This window comes from Pseudomonas sp. GW456-12-10-14-LB2 (assembly GCF_002884345.1).
Classification (GTDB): domain Bacteria; phylum Pseudomonadota; class Gammaproteobacteria; order Pseudomonadales; family Pseudomonadaceae; genus Aquipseudomonas; species Aquipseudomonas paraglycinae.
In genome coordinates this window covers 209,115-227,722 of the sequence record NZ_POHV01000001.1, presented here as the reverse complement: position 1 = coordinate 227,722, position 18,608 = coordinate 209,115, and the positions used below count along the sequence as shown (strand labels likewise).

At 62.5% G+C, this 18,608-nt stretch carries 22 protein-coding genes; 13 read left to right on the top strand and 9 right to left on the bottom strand.

Going from position 1 to position 18,608, the window contains the following annotated elements:
• Positions 1–2 precede the first annotated feature (2 nt).
• On the bottom strand, positions 3–596 hold the full coding sequence (locus C1X29_RS01115; protein WP_007955585.1) for a DUF2796 domain-containing protein: 594 nt from the start codon (positions 594–596) through the stop codon (positions 3–5).
• A 135-nt stretch (positions 597–731) separates the two neighbouring features.
• Between C1X29_RS01115 and C1X29_RS01110 the strand changes: the two genes are divergently transcribed.
• Complete coding sequence (locus C1X29_RS01110) at positions 732–1,091, top strand: hypothetical protein (protein WP_102716672.1); 360 nt, start codon at positions 732–734, stop codon at positions 1,089–1,091.
• 4 nt (positions 1,092–1,095) lie between these two features.
• Here the strand turns inward: C1X29_RS01110 and trxA are convergent, their stop codons facing one another.
• From trxA to C1X29_RS01095, 3 genes are read right to left on the bottom strand one after another with little or no spacing between them, the layout of a single operon-like run.
• Positions 1,096–1,968 (bottom strand): thioredoxin, encoded by an 873-nt coding sequence (gene trxA / locus C1X29_RS01105; RefSeq protein ID WP_102716671.1) that lies wholly within the window; start codon positions 1,966–1,968, stop codon positions 1,096–1,098.
• A gap of 39 nt (positions 1,969–2,007) precedes the next feature.
• Entirely contained in the window at positions 2,008–2,664 is a 657-nt protein-coding gene (locus C1X29_RS01100) for a methyltransferase (protein WP_085747612.1), read from the bottom strand.
• The gene (locus C1X29_RS01095) at positions 2,661–3,125 is read right to left on the bottom strand and encodes a YbaY family lipoprotein (RefSeq protein WP_007955577.1); all 465 of its coding nucleotides are present in this window, start codon (positions 3,123–3,125) and stop codon (positions 2,661–2,663) included. Before C1X29_RS01095 ends, C1X29_RS01100 begins: the two co-directional genes overlap by 4 nt.
• A gap of 128 nt (positions 3,126–3,253) precedes the next feature.
• On the opposite strand from C1X29_RS01095, the gene nrdR reads away from it, so the two are divergent.
• From nrdR to C1X29_RS01035, 12 genes are all read left to right on the top strand, one after another.
• The gene (nrdR, locus tag C1X29_RS01090) at positions 3,254–3,718 is read left to right on the top strand and encodes a transcriptional regulator NrdR (RefSeq protein ID WP_003228656.1); all 465 of its coding nucleotides are present in this window, start codon (positions 3,254–3,256) and stop codon (positions 3,716–3,718) included.
• The gene (gene ribD / locus C1X29_RS01085) at positions 3,715–4,848 is read left to right on the top strand and encodes a bifunctional diaminohydroxyphosphoribosylaminopyrimidine deaminase/5-amino-6-(5-phosphoribosylamino)uracil reductase RibD (RefSeq protein ID WP_102716670.1); all 1,134 of its coding nucleotides are present in this window, start codon (positions 3,715–3,717) and stop codon (positions 4,846–4,848) included. The genes nrdR and ribD overlap by 4 nt, the downstream gene beginning before the upstream one ends.
• A gap of 47 nt (positions 4,849–4,895) precedes the next feature.
• Positions 4,896–5,573 carry a riboflavin synthase gene (locus C1X29_RS01080; protein ID WP_085609113.1) on the top strand — a complete coding sequence of 226 codons (678 nt, stop codon included), beginning with the start codon at positions 4,896–4,898 and terminating at the stop codon, positions 5,571–5,573.
• A gap of 16 nt (positions 5,574–5,589) precedes the next feature.
• Positions 5,590–6,681 carry a bifunctional 3,4-dihydroxy-2-butanone-4-phosphate synthase/GTP cyclohydrolase II gene (ribBA, locus tag C1X29_RS01075; RefSeq protein ID WP_039771922.1) on the top strand — a complete coding sequence of 364 codons (1,092 nt, stop codon included), beginning with the start codon at positions 5,590–5,592 and terminating at the stop codon, positions 6,679–6,681.
• 91 nt (positions 6,682–6,772) lie between these two features.
• The gene (gene ribE, locus C1X29_RS01070) at positions 6,773–7,249 is read left to right on the top strand and encodes a 6,7-dimethyl-8-ribityllumazine synthase (RefSeq protein WP_003228649.1); all 477 of its coding nucleotides are present in this window, start codon (positions 6,773–6,775) and stop codon (positions 7,247–7,249) included.
• Complete coding sequence (gene nusB, locus C1X29_RS01065; RefSeq protein ID WP_007955566.1) at positions 7,246–7,746, top strand: transcription antitermination factor NusB; 501 nt, start codon at positions 7,246–7,248, stop codon at positions 7,744–7,746. The genes ribE and nusB overlap by 4 nt, the downstream gene beginning before the upstream one ends.
• Positions 7,747–7,773: 27 nt before the next feature.
• Positions 7,774–8,739: a thiamine-phosphate kinase gene (thiL, locus tag C1X29_RS01060; RefSeq protein WP_102716669.1), complete on the top strand. Its 966-nt coding sequence runs from the start codon at positions 7,774–7,776 to the stop codon at positions 8,737–8,739.
• A complete protein-coding gene (locus tag C1X29_RS01055) occupies positions 8,736–9,239 on the top strand; it encodes a phosphatidylglycerophosphatase A (protein ID WP_011336134.1) in 504 nt (167 codons plus the stop codon). The genes thiL and C1X29_RS01055 overlap by 4 nt, the downstream gene beginning before the upstream one ends.
• Before the next feature lie 28 nt (positions 9,240–9,267).
• The gene (locus C1X29_RS01050; protein ID WP_102716668.1) at positions 9,268–9,993 is read left to right on the top strand and encodes an ABC transporter substrate-binding protein; all 726 of its coding nucleotides are present in this window, start codon (positions 9,268–9,270) and stop codon (positions 9,991–9,993) included.
• 133 nt (positions 9,994–10,126) lie between these two features.
• Positions 10,127–10,744, top strand: a complete 618-nt coding sequence (gene ribA, locus C1X29_RS01045; protein WP_007955551.1) for a GTP cyclohydrolase II — start codon at positions 10,127–10,129, stop codon at positions 10,742–10,744.
• Positions 10,741–11,160 carry an MFS transporter gene (locus C1X29_RS01040; RefSeq protein ID WP_102716667.1) on the top strand — a complete coding sequence of 140 codons (420 nt, stop codon included), beginning with the start codon at positions 10,741–10,743 and terminating at the stop codon, positions 11,158–11,160. Before ribA ends, C1X29_RS01040 begins: the two co-directional genes overlap by 4 nt.
• Complete coding sequence (locus C1X29_RS01035; RefSeq protein WP_102716666.1) at positions 11,160–11,960, top strand: cobalamin-binding protein; 801 nt, start codon at positions 11,160–11,162, stop codon at positions 11,958–11,960. The genes C1X29_RS01040 and C1X29_RS01035 overlap by 1 nt, the downstream gene beginning before the upstream one ends.
• Here the strand turns inward: C1X29_RS01035 and C1X29_RS01030 are convergent.
• The 5 genes from C1X29_RS01030 to C1X29_RS01010 all read right to left on the bottom strand — a co-directional run bounded on the left by C1X29_RS01030 (position 11,957) and on the right by C1X29_RS01010 (position 18,345).
• Entirely contained in the window at positions 11,957–13,840 is a 1,884-nt protein-coding gene (locus tag C1X29_RS01030) for a TonB-dependent receptor (RefSeq protein WP_102716665.1), read from the bottom strand. The two genes, C1X29_RS01035 and C1X29_RS01030, sit on opposite strands and share 4 nt — an antisense overlap.
• Positions 13,841–13,994: 154 nt before the next feature.
• On the bottom strand, positions 13,995–15,893 hold the full coding sequence (dxs, locus tag C1X29_RS01025; protein ID WP_102716664.1) for a 1-deoxy-D-xylulose-5-phosphate synthase: 1,899 nt from the start codon (positions 15,891–15,893) through the stop codon (positions 13,995–13,997).
• Positions 15,894–15,984: 91 nt separating this feature from the next.
• Positions 15,985–16,872: a (2E,6E)-farnesyl diphosphate synthase gene (gene ispA / locus C1X29_RS01020; protein WP_102716663.1), complete on the bottom strand. Its 888-nt coding sequence runs from the start codon at positions 16,870–16,872 to the stop codon at positions 15,985–15,987.
• A complete protein-coding gene (locus tag C1X29_RS01015; RefSeq protein ID WP_007894317.1) occupies positions 16,869–17,111 on the bottom strand; it encodes an exodeoxyribonuclease VII small subunit in 243 nt (80 codons plus the stop codon). Before C1X29_RS01015 ends, ispA begins: the two co-directional genes overlap by 4 nt.
• Positions 17,112–17,199: 88 nt before the next feature.
• Positions 17,200–18,345: a Fic family protein gene (locus C1X29_RS01010; protein WP_085747623.1), complete on the bottom strand. Its 1,146-nt coding sequence runs from the start codon at positions 18,343–18,345 to the stop codon at positions 17,200–17,202.
• Positions 18,346–18,608: the final 263 nt, after the last annotated feature.

The window sequence follows — 18,608 nt, the reverse complement described above, 5'->3', positions numbered from 1 at the left end:
TGTCAGAACTTCAGGGCGGCGGCCTTGGCCGTCACTTCCGTGCCTTGCTGGCCGCTCGGGCTGATCAGTTGTACCTGAATTTTCTGGGTGGCCGGGAAGGTATTGAACAGGTTCGCCAGATCCAGGGTTTTCAACGCACCTGGCGCCGCGCAGCTGAACTGGTAGTGGGCGTGGATTTCGCTGTGGTCGTGATGATGCTCGTGACCGTCCTTGCCGGCTTCCTCTTCGTCGTGGTCGTCGGCATCCGGTTTGTCGCCGAACAGCGGGCTTTCCAGTTCCTGGCTGGTGACCTTGCAACCGGCGGCGGCCGGCAGGCTGAACAGCGCCAGCGGTTTTTCCAGCTGAGCACGCGCGGCTGCGACCTTGGCCTTGTCGGCATCGCTGGTGGCGACGTGTTCGAAACCGACGAGGTTCATCGCCGGGCTTTCCAGCTCCAGTTCCAGAGTCTGCCCGTCGAGGGCGGCGTTCAGGCGACCGACGCCATGTTCGTGGGCACCGAGGCTGCCGTGCTCATGGTCGTGATCATGCTCATCGGCGGCATGGGCGATGGCCAGCGGCAACAGGGCAAACGGCAAAGCGAGCAGCAGACGACGCATGGCGGTCTCCGGGAAGTAAAGTGAAGAGTTTGTTATGTAATCTTATAACGAAAGTGCGCAGAGTTTGCCCGCCCGCTTGGCGTTACACAAGTCCCATGGGAGCATGCAGGTCAGAAATGTGCGGGAGCGAAGCTTATGTTGCGGATACGCGGAACCGTCGGCGAGTTGCCGGTGGATTTGACCCTGGAACTGGATGAAAGCGACTGGGCGCGACTCGGTGCGCAGTTTGGCGTGCAGGTGCAGACGGCCCAGCCGCAGACAGCAGCGGCGGCGCCGGTGGCGAAACCGGTGAATCAGGATGACTCGTTGTGGCAGGTCGCTAGGGATCTGTTGCGCAAGGCCGGACAACTCAGCGGCCCGGAGTTGCTGGATCAGCTCGAAGGGCTGACCGGCAGCGCAGCGGCGGGCAAGCGCTTGCTGGTGCGCCTGCGTCATTCATCCGATGTGAAAGTGGCGAGCGGCGGGGACACGCCGCTCTACAGCTGGGTCGAGTAAGCGCTTAGTACAGCGCGGCAAACACCTTGCGCCGGTAAGCGGTCACCAGCGGGTGATCGTTGCCCAGCAGTTCGAACACTTGCAGCAAGGTCTTGTGCGGCAGGCCTTCGCCGTAGCTGCGGTTGCGGATGAACAGCTTGAGCAGCGCGTCCAGCGCCGCTTCGTATTGCTGACGGGCCAGTTGCTGGATCGCCAGTTGATACACCGCTTCATCGTCCTGCGGGTTTTGCGCCAGACGGCTCTTCAGGTCGGCGGCGTCCGGCAGGTCGCGGGCCAGACCAAGGAACTTGGTCTGCGCCTTGGCGCCGGCCAGTGCGGCTTTGTGCTCGTCGCTCTTGACCGCGTCGAGCACGGTTTGCGCTTCGCCCAGCTCACCGCGTTCGGTCAGGCAGCGAGCGTAGAGGATCAGCGCCTTGGCGTTGGTGTTGTCTTCGCCCAGCAGCGTAACCAGTGCCGCTTCCGCGTCGGCGTAACGGCCTTCATCGAACAGTGCCTGAGCCTGTTCGAACGGATCGGCGGCGGACGGCGCCGGCATCTGCACATGCGGTTCGAGCAGGGCGCGCACGGCGGATTCCGGTTGCGCACCGGCAAAGCCGTCCACCGGTTGACCGTCCTTGAACAGCACCACGGTCGGCAGGCTACGGATGCCGAAACGGGCGACGATGTCCTGCTCGATATCGCAATTGACCTTGGCCAGCAGCAACTCGCCCTGATAGCTCTCGGCGATCCCTTGCAACATCGGCATCAGCGCTTTGCACGGTGCACACCATTCGGCCCAGAAATCCACCAGCACCGGTTTTTGAAAGGAAGCCTCGATCACCGACTGGTCGAAGTCGGCCGTCGTGGCGTCGAAGATGTACGGCGTTTGCTGACTCATGGGGTATCTCGTAAAAGCGTGAATGGGGCAACTATACGGTCAGGCGCGGGCCGCATGGTAGAGGCTGACATGGCGAAACTCTTCGGGCTCGGCCAGATCCGGCAGAGTCATGGCTTCGAGCATTTCGATGCGCCGGTACAACGGATGACGGAAATCCCGAACCCGCGAATCCGCCACCAGCGCTTCGCGGCCACGGCTCAGGAAGGCGTCGAGCAGCGGCAGGTTTTCCCGGTCGTAAAGAACGTCGGCCACCAGGATCAGATCGAAGCGATCCGCCTCGGCGAAGAAATCCGTGGAATAGCTCATCTGCACATCATTGAGTTCGGCATTCGCCCGACAGGCGGCAATCGCCAGCGGGTCGAGGTCGCAGGCCACTACTTCCAGCGCGCCGGCCTTCACCGCTGCAATGCCGGCGATTCCGGAACCGGCGCCGAAATCCAGCACCCGCTTGCCTCGAACCCATTCGGGAAACTCCGCCAGATAGCGCGCCACCGCCAGACCGCTTGCCCAGCAGAAACTCCAGTACGGCGGTTCATGCAGGATTCGTTGGGTTTCCTCCTGGCTGAATTCGCGCGCCATGTTGTCGCCGTCGATCAGCCACAGCTGCAAATCGGTGTCCGGCAACGCACAGGCCTTCAGTCGGGCGTCGCCGAGCAATTCGCCCAGCGACTGTTGCAGGTCTAGCGGTGCATTCATGGTGCTTTGACAAATTGCAGCTGGCCCAGCGCCTGGGTGGTCGGCTGAGTGATGGTCTGCGACGGCAGGTGCAGGATCAACTGGCCGGACTGGCTGGCGCGGCCGCGCAGTTCAACCCGCGCACCCACCGGAAAAGCGTCGGGGTTGAAGCGCAGATGGAACGGCAGAATCTGGTTGTTGCCGATCAGGCTGGAACTGGCGAGCAATTGTTGCGGGCGATCCTTTGCGTCGATCACCAGCAGCGCCAGTTCGACTTCGGCGCCGGCCGGCACGCCTTGCAGGGTGCCGCTCAGTTCCCGTTGATACGCGGGCAGCGGGCCGAGGTCGGCGGCTTCCCGGGCTTTTTTCTGCGCCTGTTGCGGCGCCGGGCCCGGCGTGGGCGGCTGAGGCTTGGGCGCATCGCTGCCACAGGCAACCAGCAGGCTGAAAACACTGAGCAAAACGAGCGGTCGTAGGGACATTGGCGGCTCCAGCAAAATGAAATCCATGGATCAAACGATCATGGCAGTCTGTATACCGCAAAGCCTATGGCTTGTCTTGCCACCGGGATGCGCTACCATGGCCCTCCCTTTTTTTGTTGCCAGCCACCATGCACTGTCCCTTCTGCGGTGCCAACGACACCAAGGTCATCGACTCGCGTCTGGTCGCCGAGGGCGAACAGGTGCGCCGCCGGCGTGAATGCCTGGCCTGCGGCGAACGTTTCACGACGTTCGAGACGGCCGAACTGGTGTTGCCGCGCCTGATCAAAACCGACGGCAGCCGCCAACCGTTCGACGAAGAAAAACTCCGCGCCGGCATGCAGCGCGCCCTGGAGAAACGTCCGGTGAGCGTCGAGCGCCTCGAATCCTCTCTGGTCCATATCAAACACAAGCTGCGCGCCACCGGCGAGCGCGAGGTCAAGTCCCTCGTGGTCGGCGAACTGGTGATGGCCGAGCTGCAGAAGCTCGATGAAGTGGCCTACATCCGTTTCGCTTCCGTGTACCGCCGCTTCCAGGACCTCAACGAATTTCGCGAAGAGATCGACCGCCTCGCCCGCGAACCGGTGAAAGAATGACCGCCGCCGCCGAGCAGGCCATCCTCGACGCCCACTTCATGGCCCGGGCCCTGGAGCTGGCGCGCAAGGGGCATTACACGACGCATCCCAATCCACGGGTTGGCTGCGTGATCGTGCGTGACGGGCAGATTGTCGGCGAAGGCTGGCATGAACGTGCCGGCGAACCCCACGCCGAAGTCCACGCCCTGCGCGCCGCCGGTGAACTGGCCCGGGGCGCCACGGCTTACGTGACTCTCGAACCTTGCAGCCACCACGGCCGCACACCGCCGTGTGCCGATGCGCTGGTGAATGCCGGTGTCGGTCGGGTGGTCGCGGCGATGCGTGATCCGAATCCACAAGTCGCCGGACGCGGTCTGCAGCGCTTGAGCGATGCCGGCATCGCCAGCGAAAGCGGCGTGCTGGAAGGCGAAGCTCGCAAGCTCAATCAAGGTTTTCTGAAGCGCATGGAACACGGCTTGCCGTTCGTGCGGGTCAAGTTGGCCATGAGCCTCGACGGTCGCACGGCGATGGAAAGCGGCGAGAGCCAATGGATCACCGGCCCGGCCGCGCGTTCGGCAGTGCAGCGTTTGCGCGCCCAGGCCAGCGTAGTGCTGACCGGCGCCGACACGGTGCTGGCCGATGGCGCACGCCTGACCGTTCGCGGTGACGAGTTGGGACTGGATGCCGAACAAACCACGCTGGCCCTGAGCCGTCCGCCGCTGCGGGTGCTGATCGACGGGCGTCTGCGGGTGCCGCTGGATGCGCCGTTCTTCAAGGCCGGACCGGCGTTGGTCGCCACCTGCGTGGCCATCGAAGAACAGTACGCCCACGGTCCGGAATGCCTGATCGTGCCGGGCGATGACGGTCAGGTCGATCTGCACCAGTTGCTGATCGAACTGGCCAACCGTGGCGTCAATGAAGTGCTGGTCGAGGCCGGTCCGCGACTGGCCGGCGCGTTTGCCCAGCTCGGTCTGGTCGACGAGTTCGTGATCTTCATTGCCGGCAAGTTCCTCGGCTCCACGGCGCGTCCGCTTCTGGACTGGCCGCTGGCCTATATGAAGGATGCGCCGGAGCTGAAAATCACTGAAATTCGCGCGGTTGGCGATGACTGGCGAGTCACTGCAATCCCTGTCTCATCGGCGAGCGTATAATTCCCGGCCATCGCGTTAGCGCTGGCTTCGTTCTCAAGGAGAACCCCATGTTTACCGGCATCATCGAATCCATCGGCAGTATCCGCGCACTGACCCCAAAGGGCGGTGATGTGCGGGTGCATGTCGAAACCGGCAAGCTCGACCTGAGCGACGTAAAACTCGGCGACAGCATCGCGGTCAACGGCGTGTGCCTGACCGCGGTTGAACTGCCGGGCAACGGCTTCGCCGCCGACGTCAGTCGCGAAACCCTCGACTGCACCGCCATGAATGACCTGAAAAGCGGCAGCCCGGTCAACCTGGAAAAAGCCCTGACTCCGACCACCCGTCTCGGCGGCCATCTGGTCAGCGGTCACGTCGACGGTGTCGGCGAAGTGGTATCGCGCAGCGACAATGCCCGCGCCGTGGAATTTCGCATCCGCGCGCCGAAAGAGCTGGCCAAGTACATCGCCCACAAAGGCTCGATCACCGTCGACGGCACCAGCCTGACCGTGAATGCGGTCGATGGCGCCGAATTCCTGCTGACGATCATTCCGCACACCCTGAGCGAAACCATCATGGCGTCCTACAAGCCAGGTCGCCGGGTGAACCTGGAAGTCGACCTGCTGGCGCGTTATCTGGAGCGTCTGCTTCTGGGCGACAGGGCCGCTGAGCCTGACTCTTCACAAAAGCCTGGCGGTGGCATCACTGAAAGCTTTCTGGCCGCCAACGGCTACCTCAAATCCTGACTGAAGGGGGTGCCTTGTGGCGCTCAATAGCATCGAAGAACTGGTTGAAGACATCCGCCAAGGCAAGATGGTCATCCTCATGGATGACGAAGACCGCGAGAACGAAGGCGACCTGATCATGGCCGCCGAATGCTGCAAGGCCGAGCACATCAACTTCATGGCCAAATACGCCCGTGGCCTGATCTGCATGCCGATGAGCCGCGAGCGCTGCGAAACCCTGAAGCTGCCGCTGATGGCACCACGCAACGGTTCCGGTTTCGGCACCAAGTTCACCGTCTCGATCGAAGCCGCCGAAGGCGTGACCACCGGCATTTCCGCCGCTGACCGCGCACGCACCGTGCAAGCGGCCGCCGCGAAAGACGCGAAAGCCGAAGACATCGTCAGCCCGGGCCACATCTTCCCGCTGATGGCCCAGGCCGGTGGCACCCTGGCCCGTGCCGGTCACACCGAAGCCGCCTGCGACCTGGCGCGCATGGCCGGTTTCGAGCCGAGCGGTGTGATCTGCGAAGTGATGAACGACGACGGCACCATGTCCCGTCGCGCCGAACTGGAAGCTTTCGCCGCTGAACACAACATCAAGATCGGCACCATCGCCGACCTGATTCACTACCGGATGATCCACGAACGTACCGTTCAGCGGATTGCCGAGCAGCCGCTGGACAGCGAACTGGGCCAATTCAACCTGGTGACCTATCGTGATTCCGTGGAAGGCGACGTGCACATGGCACTGACCCTGGGCACCGTTTGCGCCGAAGAGCCGACCCTGGTTCGCGTGCACAACATGGACCCGCTGCGCGACCTGCTGATGGTCAAACAACCGGGCCGCTGGAGCCTGCGTGCCGCCATGGCCGCGGTTGCCGAGGCCGGCAGCGGTGTGGTGCTGTTGCTCGGTCACCCACTGGATGGCGACGTGTTGCTGGCGCACATCCGCGAAACCGGCGATCAGGCCGCGCCGAAAAAACCGACCACCTACAGCATCGTCGGTGCCGGTTCGCAGATCCTGCGTGACCTCGGCGTGCGCAAAATGCGACTGATGTCGGCGCCGATGAAGTTCAATGCAATATCCGGTTTCGATCTGGAAGTTGTAGAATACGTGCCCTCCGAATAATGACCGGTTGTTTCCGGCTCCGAATTCGCGGCAAATAAATCACTGAGGGACGCGAAACAGACGCGTCCCGGCTCTTTAAGAGATCTGACGAATGACCCTGAAGACCATCGAAGGTACCTTCATCGCCCCTAAAGGCCGCTACGCTTTGGTAGTGGGCCGCTTCAACAGCTTCGTGGTTGAAAGCCTGGTCAGCGGTGCAGTTGATGCCCTGGTTCGCCACGGCGTGAGCGAAAGCGACATCACCATCATCCGCGCACCTGGCGCCTTCGAAATCCCGCTGGTTGCGCAGAAAGTCGCCCAGAAAGGCGAGTTCGCAGCAATCATCGCCCTGGGCGCGGTCATTCGTGGCGGCACTCCGCACTTCGAATACGTGGCTGGCGAGTGCACCAAGGGCCTGGCCCAGGTGTCCATGGAGTTCGGCGTACCGGTCGCTTTCGGCGTCCTGACCGTTGATTCCATCGAGCAAGCCATCGAACGTTCCGGCACCAAGGCCGGCAACAAAGGTGCTGAAGCTGCCCTGTCCGCTCTGGAAATGGTCAGCCTGCTGGCGCAGTTGGAGGCCAAGTGATTAGCGACGAAAGCGATCGTTTCAACCCGCGCGATCCGAAACCTGCGGATGCCGGCAAGCCATCGAAAAGCGCCAAGCGCCGCGAAGCCCGTCAGCTCGCGACCCAGGCCCTGTATCAGTGGCACATGGCTCGGCAGTCGTTGAACGAGATCGAAGCGCAGTTCCGGGTCGATAACGATTTCACCGATGTCGACGGTGCTTACTTCCGCGAAATCCTGCACGGGGTTCCGCAGTTCAAGACCGAAATCGACAACGCGCTCACGCCTTGCCTGGACCTGGCGATCGAAGAGCTGGACCCGGTTGAACTGGCCGTTCTGCGCCTGTCCACCTGGGAACTGCTCAAGCGCGTCGACGTGCCGTACCGCGTTGTGATCAACGAAGGTATTGAACTGGCCAAGGTGTTCGGTTCGACCGACGGCCACAAGTTCGTCAACGGCGTGCTCGACAAGCTGGCTCCGCGCCTGCGTGAAGCTGAAGTGAAGGCGTTCAAGCGCTGATCCGCGCTTGAATACTTTTTCTCGGCCATGGGCGAGTTTGAGCTGATCCGCAATTTCTTCGCCGCCGCGCCTTGTGCGCAGGGCGGCGAAGGCGTTGCATTGGGGATCGGCGACGACTGCGCCTTGCTGGCGGTTCCTTCCGGGGAACAGCTGGCGGTTTCCACCGATACGCTGGTGGCCGGCGTGCATTTCGCCGATCCCTGCGATCCGTTTCTGCTCGGTCAGCGCTCGCTGGCCGTGGCGGTCAGCGACCTCGCTGCCATGGGCGCCACGCCCGTCGCCTTTACCCTTGCCCTGACTCTGCCGACGGTGACTGCCGATTGGCTGCAAGCCTATGCCCGCGGTTTGAACCGCATGGCGCAGGGCTGCGGCGTGGCACTGGTCGGCGGCGACACGACGCGCGGGCCGTTGAGCCTGACCGTCACCGTGTTCGGCCGCGTCCCGGCCGGCAAAGCGCTCACCCGCAGCGGCGCACAGCCGGGCGATCTGCTGTGTGTCGGCGGCGAACTGGGCAATGCCGCCGGGGCCTTGCCGCTGGTGCTGGGTCAGCGTGACGCCGAGCCGCACATCGCCCAGCCGCTGCTTGATCATTACTGGTCGCCGCAACCGCAACTTGCCCTCGGCCAGGCCCTGCGTGGCAAGGCCAGCTCGGCGCTGGATATCTCCGATGGCCTGCTCGCCGACTGTGGTCACATTGCACTGGCCTCGAAGGTTCGCCTCGAAGTCGAGCGTGAGCGTGTTCCGTTGTCGGATGCGCTGGTGACGTTTCTCGGCCAGCGCGGCGCCGAGCGTGCGGCGTTGAGCGGTGGCGATGATTACGTGCTGGCTTTCACGTTGCCGTCCGACGAGTTGCCGGCGCTGCTCGCCGATGGCTGGCCGATCCATGTGATCGGCCGCGTAACGCAAGGCCAGGGCGTGGTGCTGCTGGATCGCGACGGGCACGACATCACCCCGCAAATCCGGGGTTATCAACATTTTCAGGAGTCACCGTGACAGATCACCCGAAACAGGTTCCGGCCGAATTCGTTCCGCCGTCGGTCTGGCGCAATCCCTGGCATTTCCTCGCGTTCGGCTTCGGCTCGGGCACCTTGCCCAAGGCGCCGGGCACTTGGGGCTCGTTAGTTGCGCTACCCTTTATCCCGTTGTGGCAGATGCTGCCCGACTGGGGTTACTGGCTGATGCTCGGGATCACCATGCTGTTCGGCTTCTGGCTGTGCGGCAAAGTGGCCGACGATCTGCGGGTGCACGACCACGAAGGCATCGTCTGGGACGAAATGGTCGGGATGTGGATCACCCTGTGGCTGGTGCCGGAAGGCTGGTACTGGTTGCTCGCCGGGTTCCTGGTGTTCCGCTTCTTCGACATTCTCAAGCCGTGGCCGATCCGCTGGATCGACCGGCATGTTCACGGCGGCGTCGGCATCATGCTCGACGACGTGCTGGCCGGCGTATTTGCCTGGCTGGCAATGCAGGGACTGGTGTGGGTTTTCGCCTGATTTCCAGGCGTGGATGAGGGACACAGGGATGACTCGACGCTGGTTGGCGATAGTGTTTTTGACCTTGCTTGGCGCCACGGCTCAGGCACAGGACGCACCGCCTTCGGTCATACACCTGGCCAGCGAAGACTGGGAAGACTACACCGCCGCCGATGGTCATGGCTTGGGCTGGGACGTGTTGCGCAAAGTCTTCGAGCCGGCCGGCGTGACCCTGGATATTCGCACCGTGCCCTACACCCGCTCGGTCGGGCTGGTGCAGTTGAAGGAAGCCGACGCACTGGTCGGTTCCTATCGCGGTGAAGCCGAACAGGTGCTGTACCCGAAATGGAATTTCGATTCCGACCACATCTACGCGCTCGGCCTGGCCAGCAACCCCTCGCCGACCCAGGCGACGCTGGGCAAATACCGACTGGCCTGGGTGCGCGGCTATCGCTACGAAACCTACCTGCCGAACGTCAAACGCTTCAACCAGATCGAGCGTCGCACCGGCATCCTGTCGATGCTCAAGCAGGGGCGGGCGGATTACTACATCGATGCGCTGACGGAAATAGAAGCGGTGGTGAGAAACGCCGCCGACCCGTCGCAGTACCGTTATTCACATCTGGCGGAATTGCCGCTGTACCTCGGTTTCGCCGACACCCCGCAAGCCCGTGCACTGATGTCGATCTACGACCAGCGCATGGAGCAACTGGTAAAGAACGGCGAGTTGAAGCCGATCTTCGAGCGCTGGAAGCAGCCGTATCCCTTCGAATGAACGCGATAAGGGCGAGCCTGTTATCAAACTTTTTGATCGTTATGGCCGATAATTCAGCCTAAGCGCCTGCGGGAACCTGCTGTTACAATGCCGCCCAGCGAATCTTCAGACTTTTCAGATCAGGAGCACACCGGTGCCTGTCGTTTTTGTCGCCGCTTCCAAGCTGCCAACGCCTTTTGCACAATTCACCATGCACGGTTTTCTCGATGAAGCCACCGGCCGCGAGCACGTCGTGCTGAGCTTGGGTGAGATTGCCGACGGTGCCCCGGTACTCGGCCGTCTGCACTCCGAATGCCTGACCGGCGATGCCTTGTTCAGCCAGCGTTGCGACTGTGGTTCGCAACTTGAGGGCGCCCTCAAAGCCATCGCTCGCGAAGGTCGTGGCGTGTTGCTGTACCTGCGTCAGGAAGGACGCGGCATCGGTCTGTTGAACAAGATCCGTGCCTACGAATTGCAGGACGGCGGTGCCGACACCGTGGAAGCCAACGAGCGTCTGGGCTTTGCCGCCGACCAGCGTGACTACGCCATGTGCCTGCCGATGCTCGAGCATCTGGGCGTCAAGTCCCTGCGCTTGATGACCAACAACCCGCGCAAGGTCAAAGCCTTGACCGATATGGGTATCGTTGTTGCCGAGCGCGTGCCGCTGCACACCGGCCACAATCCGCACAACAAACTCTATCTGGCGACCAAGGCCAGCAAGCTCGACCACATGATGGGCAACGAGCATCAGGGCGAGGTAGACCGGGCGTGACCCGCGGGCAAGTGCGGCGCCGTCTGTCGATCGCCTGGTGGAAATACCTGGCGCTGGCGCTGGTGCCGCTGTTCGTGATCAACGCTGTGTTCGGCCAGGGCGAGGCGATTCTGCCGGTGCTGGCGATGCCTTTCTTTATCGCTGGCGTGGCCTCGATGTTTGTCAGCCTGAAGTTTTTCGGGCGCTACAAACATGCGCTGATCGCCACGCAAAAAGCCCTCGATACTCCTGAAGAGCCCGCTGCCTGGATTGCCCTGGCGGCCTGCCTTCGCAGTGCATACGTGGTCGCAGCGCTGCCGGCATGGATTGGTTCGCTGGCGGTGTTCGTTGGCCTTGAAGCGGTGCCGCTGATGTTGCTGGCGCTGTCTACGGCCGTGCTGTTCTACCTCTATCGTATCCCGCGTCAACTCGCTTGATGCGTCGTCTCTGGCTGGCGGTTCTGCTGCTGGCCGTCAGCGGTGAAACGCTGGCCGCCCTGCGGGTGGTCAGCCTCGCGCCATCCCTGTCCGAAATCGTGGTTGAACTGGGTTCGGCCGACCTGCTGGTCGGGGTGCTGGATGCCGGTGAGCGTCCGTCTGCGATCAAGGACGTGCCTTCGGTGGGCCGTTACGGTCAGCTCGACATGGAGCGCCTGCTCAGCCTCAAGCCTGACTTGTTGCTGTTGTGGCCCGGCAGTGTCGGCCCGGCTCAACGTGATCAGCTCAAGCGCCTGAACATCCCGACGTTCGTTGCGGAGCCTCACAGTCTCGAACAGCTGACTGCGCAGATTGAGGGCATCGCGATACAGCTCGGTCGTCCTGAGCGTGGGATCGCGCGGGCCAGCGAGTTGCGGCAAAAACTCGATAAGCTGCGCCAGCGCTACCGCCGCGAAGTACCGCTGCGGGTGTTCTATCAGGTTTGGGACAAGCCGCTGTACACCGTCGGTGGCGGACAAATCATCAGCGATGCGCTTGAAGTGTGTGGCGCACGCAATGTGTTCGCCGACCTGAGCCTGCCAGCGCCACAGGTGAGCATCGAAGCGGTTTTACAGCGTGATCCCGAAGTGATACTGGCCGGCGATCAGCTGCAACTGGAGGCGTGGAACGCCTGGCCACAAGTGGCAGCGGTGAAGCATCGGCAATTGCTGCTGGTCACCGATAAAGGCCTTGAGCGTCCGAGCGGGCAGATGATCGAGGCGACCGCCAAGCTCTGCCAGCTGATCGCGCCAGATCGTTAGAGCTGCGGCGTCCAGGTCACGCCGAACATGAACGCCCGACCTTCCTCGCGATAGCCAAACTGACTGCCGTCATGGCTGTACAGCGCCCGGCTGTAACCCTTGTCCAGCAGGTTGTCGACCTTGAAATCCAGTTTGATCTCTCGGTTCAGCGCCCAGCTGCTGCGCAATCCGAGCAGTGCATAACCGCCCAATGGTTGCTGATTGTTCAGATCGTCATAACTGCTGCTGACGGCCTGCCAACTGGCGCCGAGGCCAAGGCGATCGAACTGTCGATCCAGATCCCAGCTCAGGGTGCGACGGGCACGCCGTGCCAAAGTGTGGCCGGTGTCGCGGTCGCGGGGATCGATGATCGCCACGCCGAGGTTGCTCTGCCAGCCGAACAGCTCCTGTTTCAGCGCTGCTTCGAAGCCGTTGATTCGCGCCGAGGCGACGTTTTCCGGGCGTGAGTTGCTGCCGAAGATGATCGCGTCTTCCAGATCGGTCCGGTACAGCGAGGCTTCGAGGCGAGTGCTGTCGCTCAACTGGCTGCGCCATTGCAGCTCGTAGCTTTTCGAGGTTTCCGGTTTCAGGTCGGGGTTGCTGAAGTCCGGGTAATACAGATCGTTGAAGGTCGGCGCGCGGAAGCCTTCGCTGTAGCTGAGCAGCAGATCGTTGTCCGGGTTGACCGGCAAGGTCAGCGTGCCGCTCCAGCTGTTCTGGCCGCCGAACTGCTGGTTGTCGTCACGGCGCAGGCCCAGTTCGGTGGAGAAACTGTCGGCCTGGAAGCGATGCTGGATGAAGGCTGCGCGGTTCCAGCGGCTGTCTTCGTCGAACGCGGTGCTGCTGTTGACGCGATCTTCGTACCAGTCGCCGCCAAGGATCAGGCTGTTGCGTGCATCGAGGGTCAGGTCGTTCTGCCAGGTCACCGAATCACGGTAGGTGTTGAACACCGAGCGCTCGTCGCTGAGCTTGTCGAAGGACTTCTCGCGGTTTTCGCTATGGCCGAGTTCCAGGCGCGACTTCCAGCGCTCGTTGATCCGCGCGTCGATGTAGCTGCTGAAACTGCTGACGGTGAAATCGCTGTACGGTTGCTGCTGCACAGAGTCGAAGGTCACCGGGTCGAAGCGTCCGAACGGGTTGTCGAACTCGCTTTTGCCACGGTTATCCAGCAGATTGGCGCCAACTTCGATGTCATCGGTCAACGCATGGCTGAGGCTCAGGCTGATGGATTTGTTGCGGTAGGCGTCGTGGTCGCTGTCGCTGGGGTAGGACTCGTGGGTGCGGTCGAGGCCGGCGGTTTCATCGAGGCTGGCGCCGAGGTTGAAGCGGGTTTTCTCGTCTCCGCCGGAGAGGCCAATACTGCGTTCCCAGGTCTGGTTGCTGCCGAATCCGACATGCATCCGCGGCTGCAAGCCTTGTTCGCCGCCGCGCCGGGTGAAGATCTGAATCACCCCGCCAATCGCATCGCTGCCGTAAATCACCGAGCGCGAACCGCGCAGCACTTCCACGCGCTCGATCTGTTCGATGTTCAGGTGTTGCAGGTTGCTGTCGCCGGAGGTGGAATTGCCGATGCGCTGGCCGTCGACCAGCACCAGGCTCTGCGCCGATTGCGTACCACGAATGTAGATCCCCGGGAGGCTGCCACGTCCGCCGGTTTGCGCGACTTGCACGCCCGGCACCCGCTGCAGCAGATCGGTGACGCTGCGCGGTTGCAGACGCTCGATGTCTTCGCGGGTGAACACGGTGTTGGCGGCGCTGCTGTCGTTGCGTGCTTCGACCTGACGGTTGGCGCTGATCAGCATGTCCGGCAGCTTCAGGGCCTGATCGCGTTCGAAATTGTCAGCGAGGGCGTTGGCGGAGGGCAGCAGCAGGAGGGGCAGGGCGAGGCGCGAGAGGTTCATCGGTATTCCGTTGGTATTTCTGGTGTGCACTAGATTTCCAGCGACACAAAACACTGTGGGAGCGGGCTTGCCCGCGATGGCGTCGGTACATCCAACATCAATGTTGACTGTGCCGACCTCATCGCGGGCAAGCCCGCTCCCACAGGGATGGTGATTACTTGTTGAGCAGAGTCAGGCGCTCACGCACCGCCGCTTCGATCCCTACTTCATCCAGCCCGCACTCGGCCAGCATCTGCGCCGGCTTGGCGTGCTCGACGTAAACGTCCGGCAAGCCCAGGTGCAGCACCGACTTGAGGATGTTCTCGCGGGCGAGGAACTCGCTGACCGCGCCACCGGCACCGCCCATGATCGCGTTCTCTTCGATGGTCACCAGCAGGTCGTGGCTGTTGGCAATCTCGCGCACCAGCGCTTCGTCCATCGGCTTGACGAAACGCATGTCGACCACGGTTGCGTCCAGCGTCTCGGCGACTTTCAGGGCTTCGGCCATTTGCACGCCGAACACCAGCAGGGCGACCTTGCTGCCCTGACGACGCACCACGCCCTTGCCGATCTCGATCGGTTCGAGGTCTTTCTCGATGGTCGCGTTCGGGCCGGTACCGCGTGGATAACGCACCGCCGCCGGGCCGTTGTACAGGTGGCCGGTGGTGAGCATCTTGCGCAGTTCGTTTTCATCGCTCGGGGTCATGATGACCATGCCCGGGATGCAACGCAGGAACGACAGATCAAAACTGCCGGCGTGAGTCGGGCCGTCTTCGCCCACCAGACCGGCGCGGTCGATGGCGAACAGCACGTCGAGGTTCTGCACCGCGACGTCATGCACCAACTGGTCGTAACCGCGTTGCAGGAATGTCGAGTAGATCGCCACCACCGGTTTCGCGCCTTCGCAGGCCATGCCGGCGGCGAGTGTCACGGCGTGTTGCTCGGCAATTGCCACGTCGAAGTAGCGCAGCGGGAAGCGTTCGCTGAACGCCACCAGGTCCGAGCCTTCCTTCATCGCCGGCGTAATGCCCACCAGACGCGGGTCGGCAGCGGCCATGTCGCACAGCCATTCACCGAACACGCCGGAATACTTCGGCCCGCCGGCCTTTTTCGGCGCAGCGGCCGGGGCGTCCAGCGGTTCGAGCTTGGTGATGGCGTGGTAACCGATCGGGTCGACTTCCGCCGGGGCGAAGCCTTTGCCTTTCTTGGTGACGATGTGCAGGAATTGCGGGCCTTTCAGATCGCGCATGTTGCGCAAGGTGGCGATCAGGGTCGGCAGGTCGTGGCCGTCGATCGGGCCGATGTAGTTCCAGCCCAGTTCTTCGAACAGGGTGCCGGGGACCAGCATGCCCTTGGCATATTCTTCGGTGCGACGGGCGATTTCCCAGGCGCCGGGCAGGCGCGACAGCACTTTCTTGCTGCCTTCACGCATGCTCGCGTAGGTGCGGCTGGAAAGGATCTTCGCCAGATAATTCGACAGACCGCCGACGTTGCGCGAGATCGACATGTCGTTGTCGTTAAGGATCACCAGCATGTTGGCGTCGACTTCCGGCGCGTGGTTCAGCGCCTCGAACGCCATGCCGGCGGTCAGTGCGCCGTCGCCGATCACTGCAATCGCCTTGCGATCGCTGTTCTGCAGGCGGGCGGCGATGGCCATGCCCAGCGCGGCACTGATCGAGGTGCTGGAGTGACCGACGCCGAAGGTGTCGTACTCGCTCTCGGAACGGCGCGGGAAAGCCGCGATGCCGTCCTTCTGGCGCAAGGATTCCATGCGCTCGCGACGACCGGTGAGGATCTTGTGCGGATAGGCCTGATGACCGACGTCCCACACCAGCCGGTCGTCCGGGGTGTCGAAGACGTAATGCAACGCGATGGTCAGCTCGATGACGCCCAGGCCGGCACCGAAATGCCCACCGGTCTGGCCGACCGTGTAGAGCAATTCCAGGCGCAACTCATCAGCCAGGGTTTCCAGCTCGGCTTCGCCTAACCGGCGCAGGCCGTCCGGCGTGTTAGCGCGGTCGAGCAGGGGCGTGGTCGGGCGCTTGCGGGGAATCTCATGAAACGTCGTGGGCATCAGGCGAATCGTTATAGGTATAAAAGATGCGGCAGTTTACCTGATGCATCGCCCCCTGCCCACGCGTTGGTCTTTTTTGGCTGATTAGCCTTCAGTTACGCCGATCGACGATATACCGGGCCAGATCGCGCAACGGCTCGGCAGCCGCGTCAAACGGTCGCAGTGCGTGCAGGGCCTGATCGCGCAGCTCCAGCGCATAGGTCTTGGCGGCGTCGAGGCCGAGCAGGGCCGGGTAGGTCGGCTTGTCGCGGGCGATGTCGGCGCCCTGGCGCTTGCCGAGGGTTTCGGTATCGCTTTCGACGTCGAGGATGTCGTCCTGGACCTGGAATGCCAGACCGATGGCCTGTGCATAAGTCTGCAGGGACTTGAGTTCATCCTTCTCGGCACGGCCGCTGGCCAGGGCGCCGAGCTTGACGCTGACTTCGATCAGCGCGCCGGTCTTGTGCCGGTGCATCTGTTCCAGCGCTTTCTGGTCGAGCTTGAGGCCGACCGAACCGAGGTCGATGGCCTGACCGCCGACCATGCCCGCCGGGCCCGCCGCGTGCGCCAGCGCCGTGACCTGTTGCAGGCGGATGTTCGCGCTCAGATCGCTCAGACGCGGATCGAGCAGGGCGCTGAACGCCAGACTCTGCAAGCCGTCACCGGCGAGGATTGCGCAGGCTTCGTCGAATTTCTTGTGCGTGGTTGGCTGGCCGCGACGCAGATCGTCGTCGTCCATCGCCGGCAAATCGTCGTGCACCAGCGAATACGCGTGGATCAGCTCAACCGCACACGCCGCGCCGTTGGCCTGTTCGGCCTTGCCGCCAAGGGCTTCGCATGCCGCGTAGGCCAGCAGCGGACGCACGCGTTTTCCGCCGTTCATCACGCTGTAGCGCATGGCTTCGTAAAGCCGCGCCAGTTCTGGCAGCGGGGCGTTGAACAGGGTTTCCAGTGCCGCGTTAACGCGCGCCTGGCTGGTCGCCGAATACGCTGCAATCATTCTGGCTGATCCGCGTCGAAGGGTTCCTCGGCGAGTTCGCCATCGCGCTCCAGCAACACCTGGACCTTCTGCTCGGCCTGGGCCAGCGCCGCCTGGCAGTCACGGGTCAGGCCGATGCCCTGCTCGAAAGCGGTCAGCGAGTCTTCCAGCGACAATTCACCGTTCTCCAGACGCTCCACCAGCGTTTGCAGGTCGGCGAGGGACTGTTCGAAATCCAGTGCAGCTTTTTTGCGGGCCATGGCGGCTAATTCCGGTTGACGTTAAACCGGCGCGACACTAGCAGATAGGGGGGGTATGGGCAAATGAGCGGGCCGACGGACAAGGGTGTCAGTCGGTCAATTCGCCAGGATATTGAATCTGATACCGAGTGCTGCGTCCGCCGCCCGGAAGACGTTGCAGGCAGCCCTTTTCCAGCAGTTCCGCCAGATGTCGGGTGGCCGTGGCTTTGGAGACCTTGGCCACACTCTGGTATTGCGCTGCGCTGATACCGTGCTCGAAACCGCGCTCACCACCGTCGAGCAAACGATTGAGCACTTTGATCTGCTCCGCCGACAGCCCGGATTCCCGGTGCGCCTGCCAGAAGCGTGATTTTCCCAACACACTTTCAATCCGCGCAATGGCCTGTTGCAGGCTGCGCAGCAGGGTTTGCAGGAACCATGCGAGCCAGTCGGTGATGTCCAGCGTGGCTTTCTGGCTGGATTCGAGAATCCGGTAATAGCCCGCGCGGTCGTCGAGAATGCTGGCGGACATCGCATAAAAACGAATCGCCTGCGCTTCGCCCTGAGCCAGTGCCAGATCGGTGAGCGTGCGGGTAAGACGGCCGTTGCCGTCATCGAACGGGTGCAAGGTGACGAACCAGAAGTGCGCGATGCCTGCCCGCAGTAAAGGATCGAGGCCTGCCTGGTGCTGACTGGCGTCGAACCACTTGAGAAAACTGTCGAGTTGTCGCTCAAGCCCTTGTCGCGGTGGCGCCTCGAAATGCACGGTCGGGCGGTCGATTCGCCCGGAAACCACCTGCATTGGCTCATCGCCGCGTAGAGCGCCGACATTGATTGCTCGCGAAAGGAAACCACTCTCCTGTTCTGGAAACAGCCATGAATGCCATTCCAGCAATCGTTCCAGCGTCAGCGGTTCGGCAAAACGTTGAGTGGCATCGAGCATCAGTTGCGCCAGCCCCTCGCTGCGCTTGCTGACGTTGTCGCCATCCGGTGATTCCAGCCCCAGACGTCGTGCCAATGAAGAGCGCACGGATTCAACATTCAACTGCTCCCCCTCGATGGCCGAGGAGGTCACGATGTTTTGCAGCAAAGCGTCCAGCTCTGTCTGCGCGCTCAGTGAATGGCTCACCGATCCCGCCATGCCCATCAATTGACCTTGTGCCTGAACACACTCGCGCAACAACGGTGCCAGGCATTCCGCCTGCCAGTTGAAGTCCGGCCAATCAGGCTGCTGCCAGATCCAGTGAGTCGCCATTAATTGCTGATCCTGAGTGCGTGAGCCGATTGGAAACGCTATTCGGCTCATTTCGTGAGCCGAATATGACGCCTAATCGGCTCATCGTCCACTGGTCGCCGTGATTCCCACCGCAAATCCAGATGTATCCGATTGTTAAAAAACTGCCGAATCGCTAACCTTCGCGCCTTCTACGACCCGACAGTCACGGGTCTTTCAGACGAAACGCAGTTTTCACCGCTGTGAAGTACCGAGGATCGGGTGCAAGGTTTCGTTCAGGCATG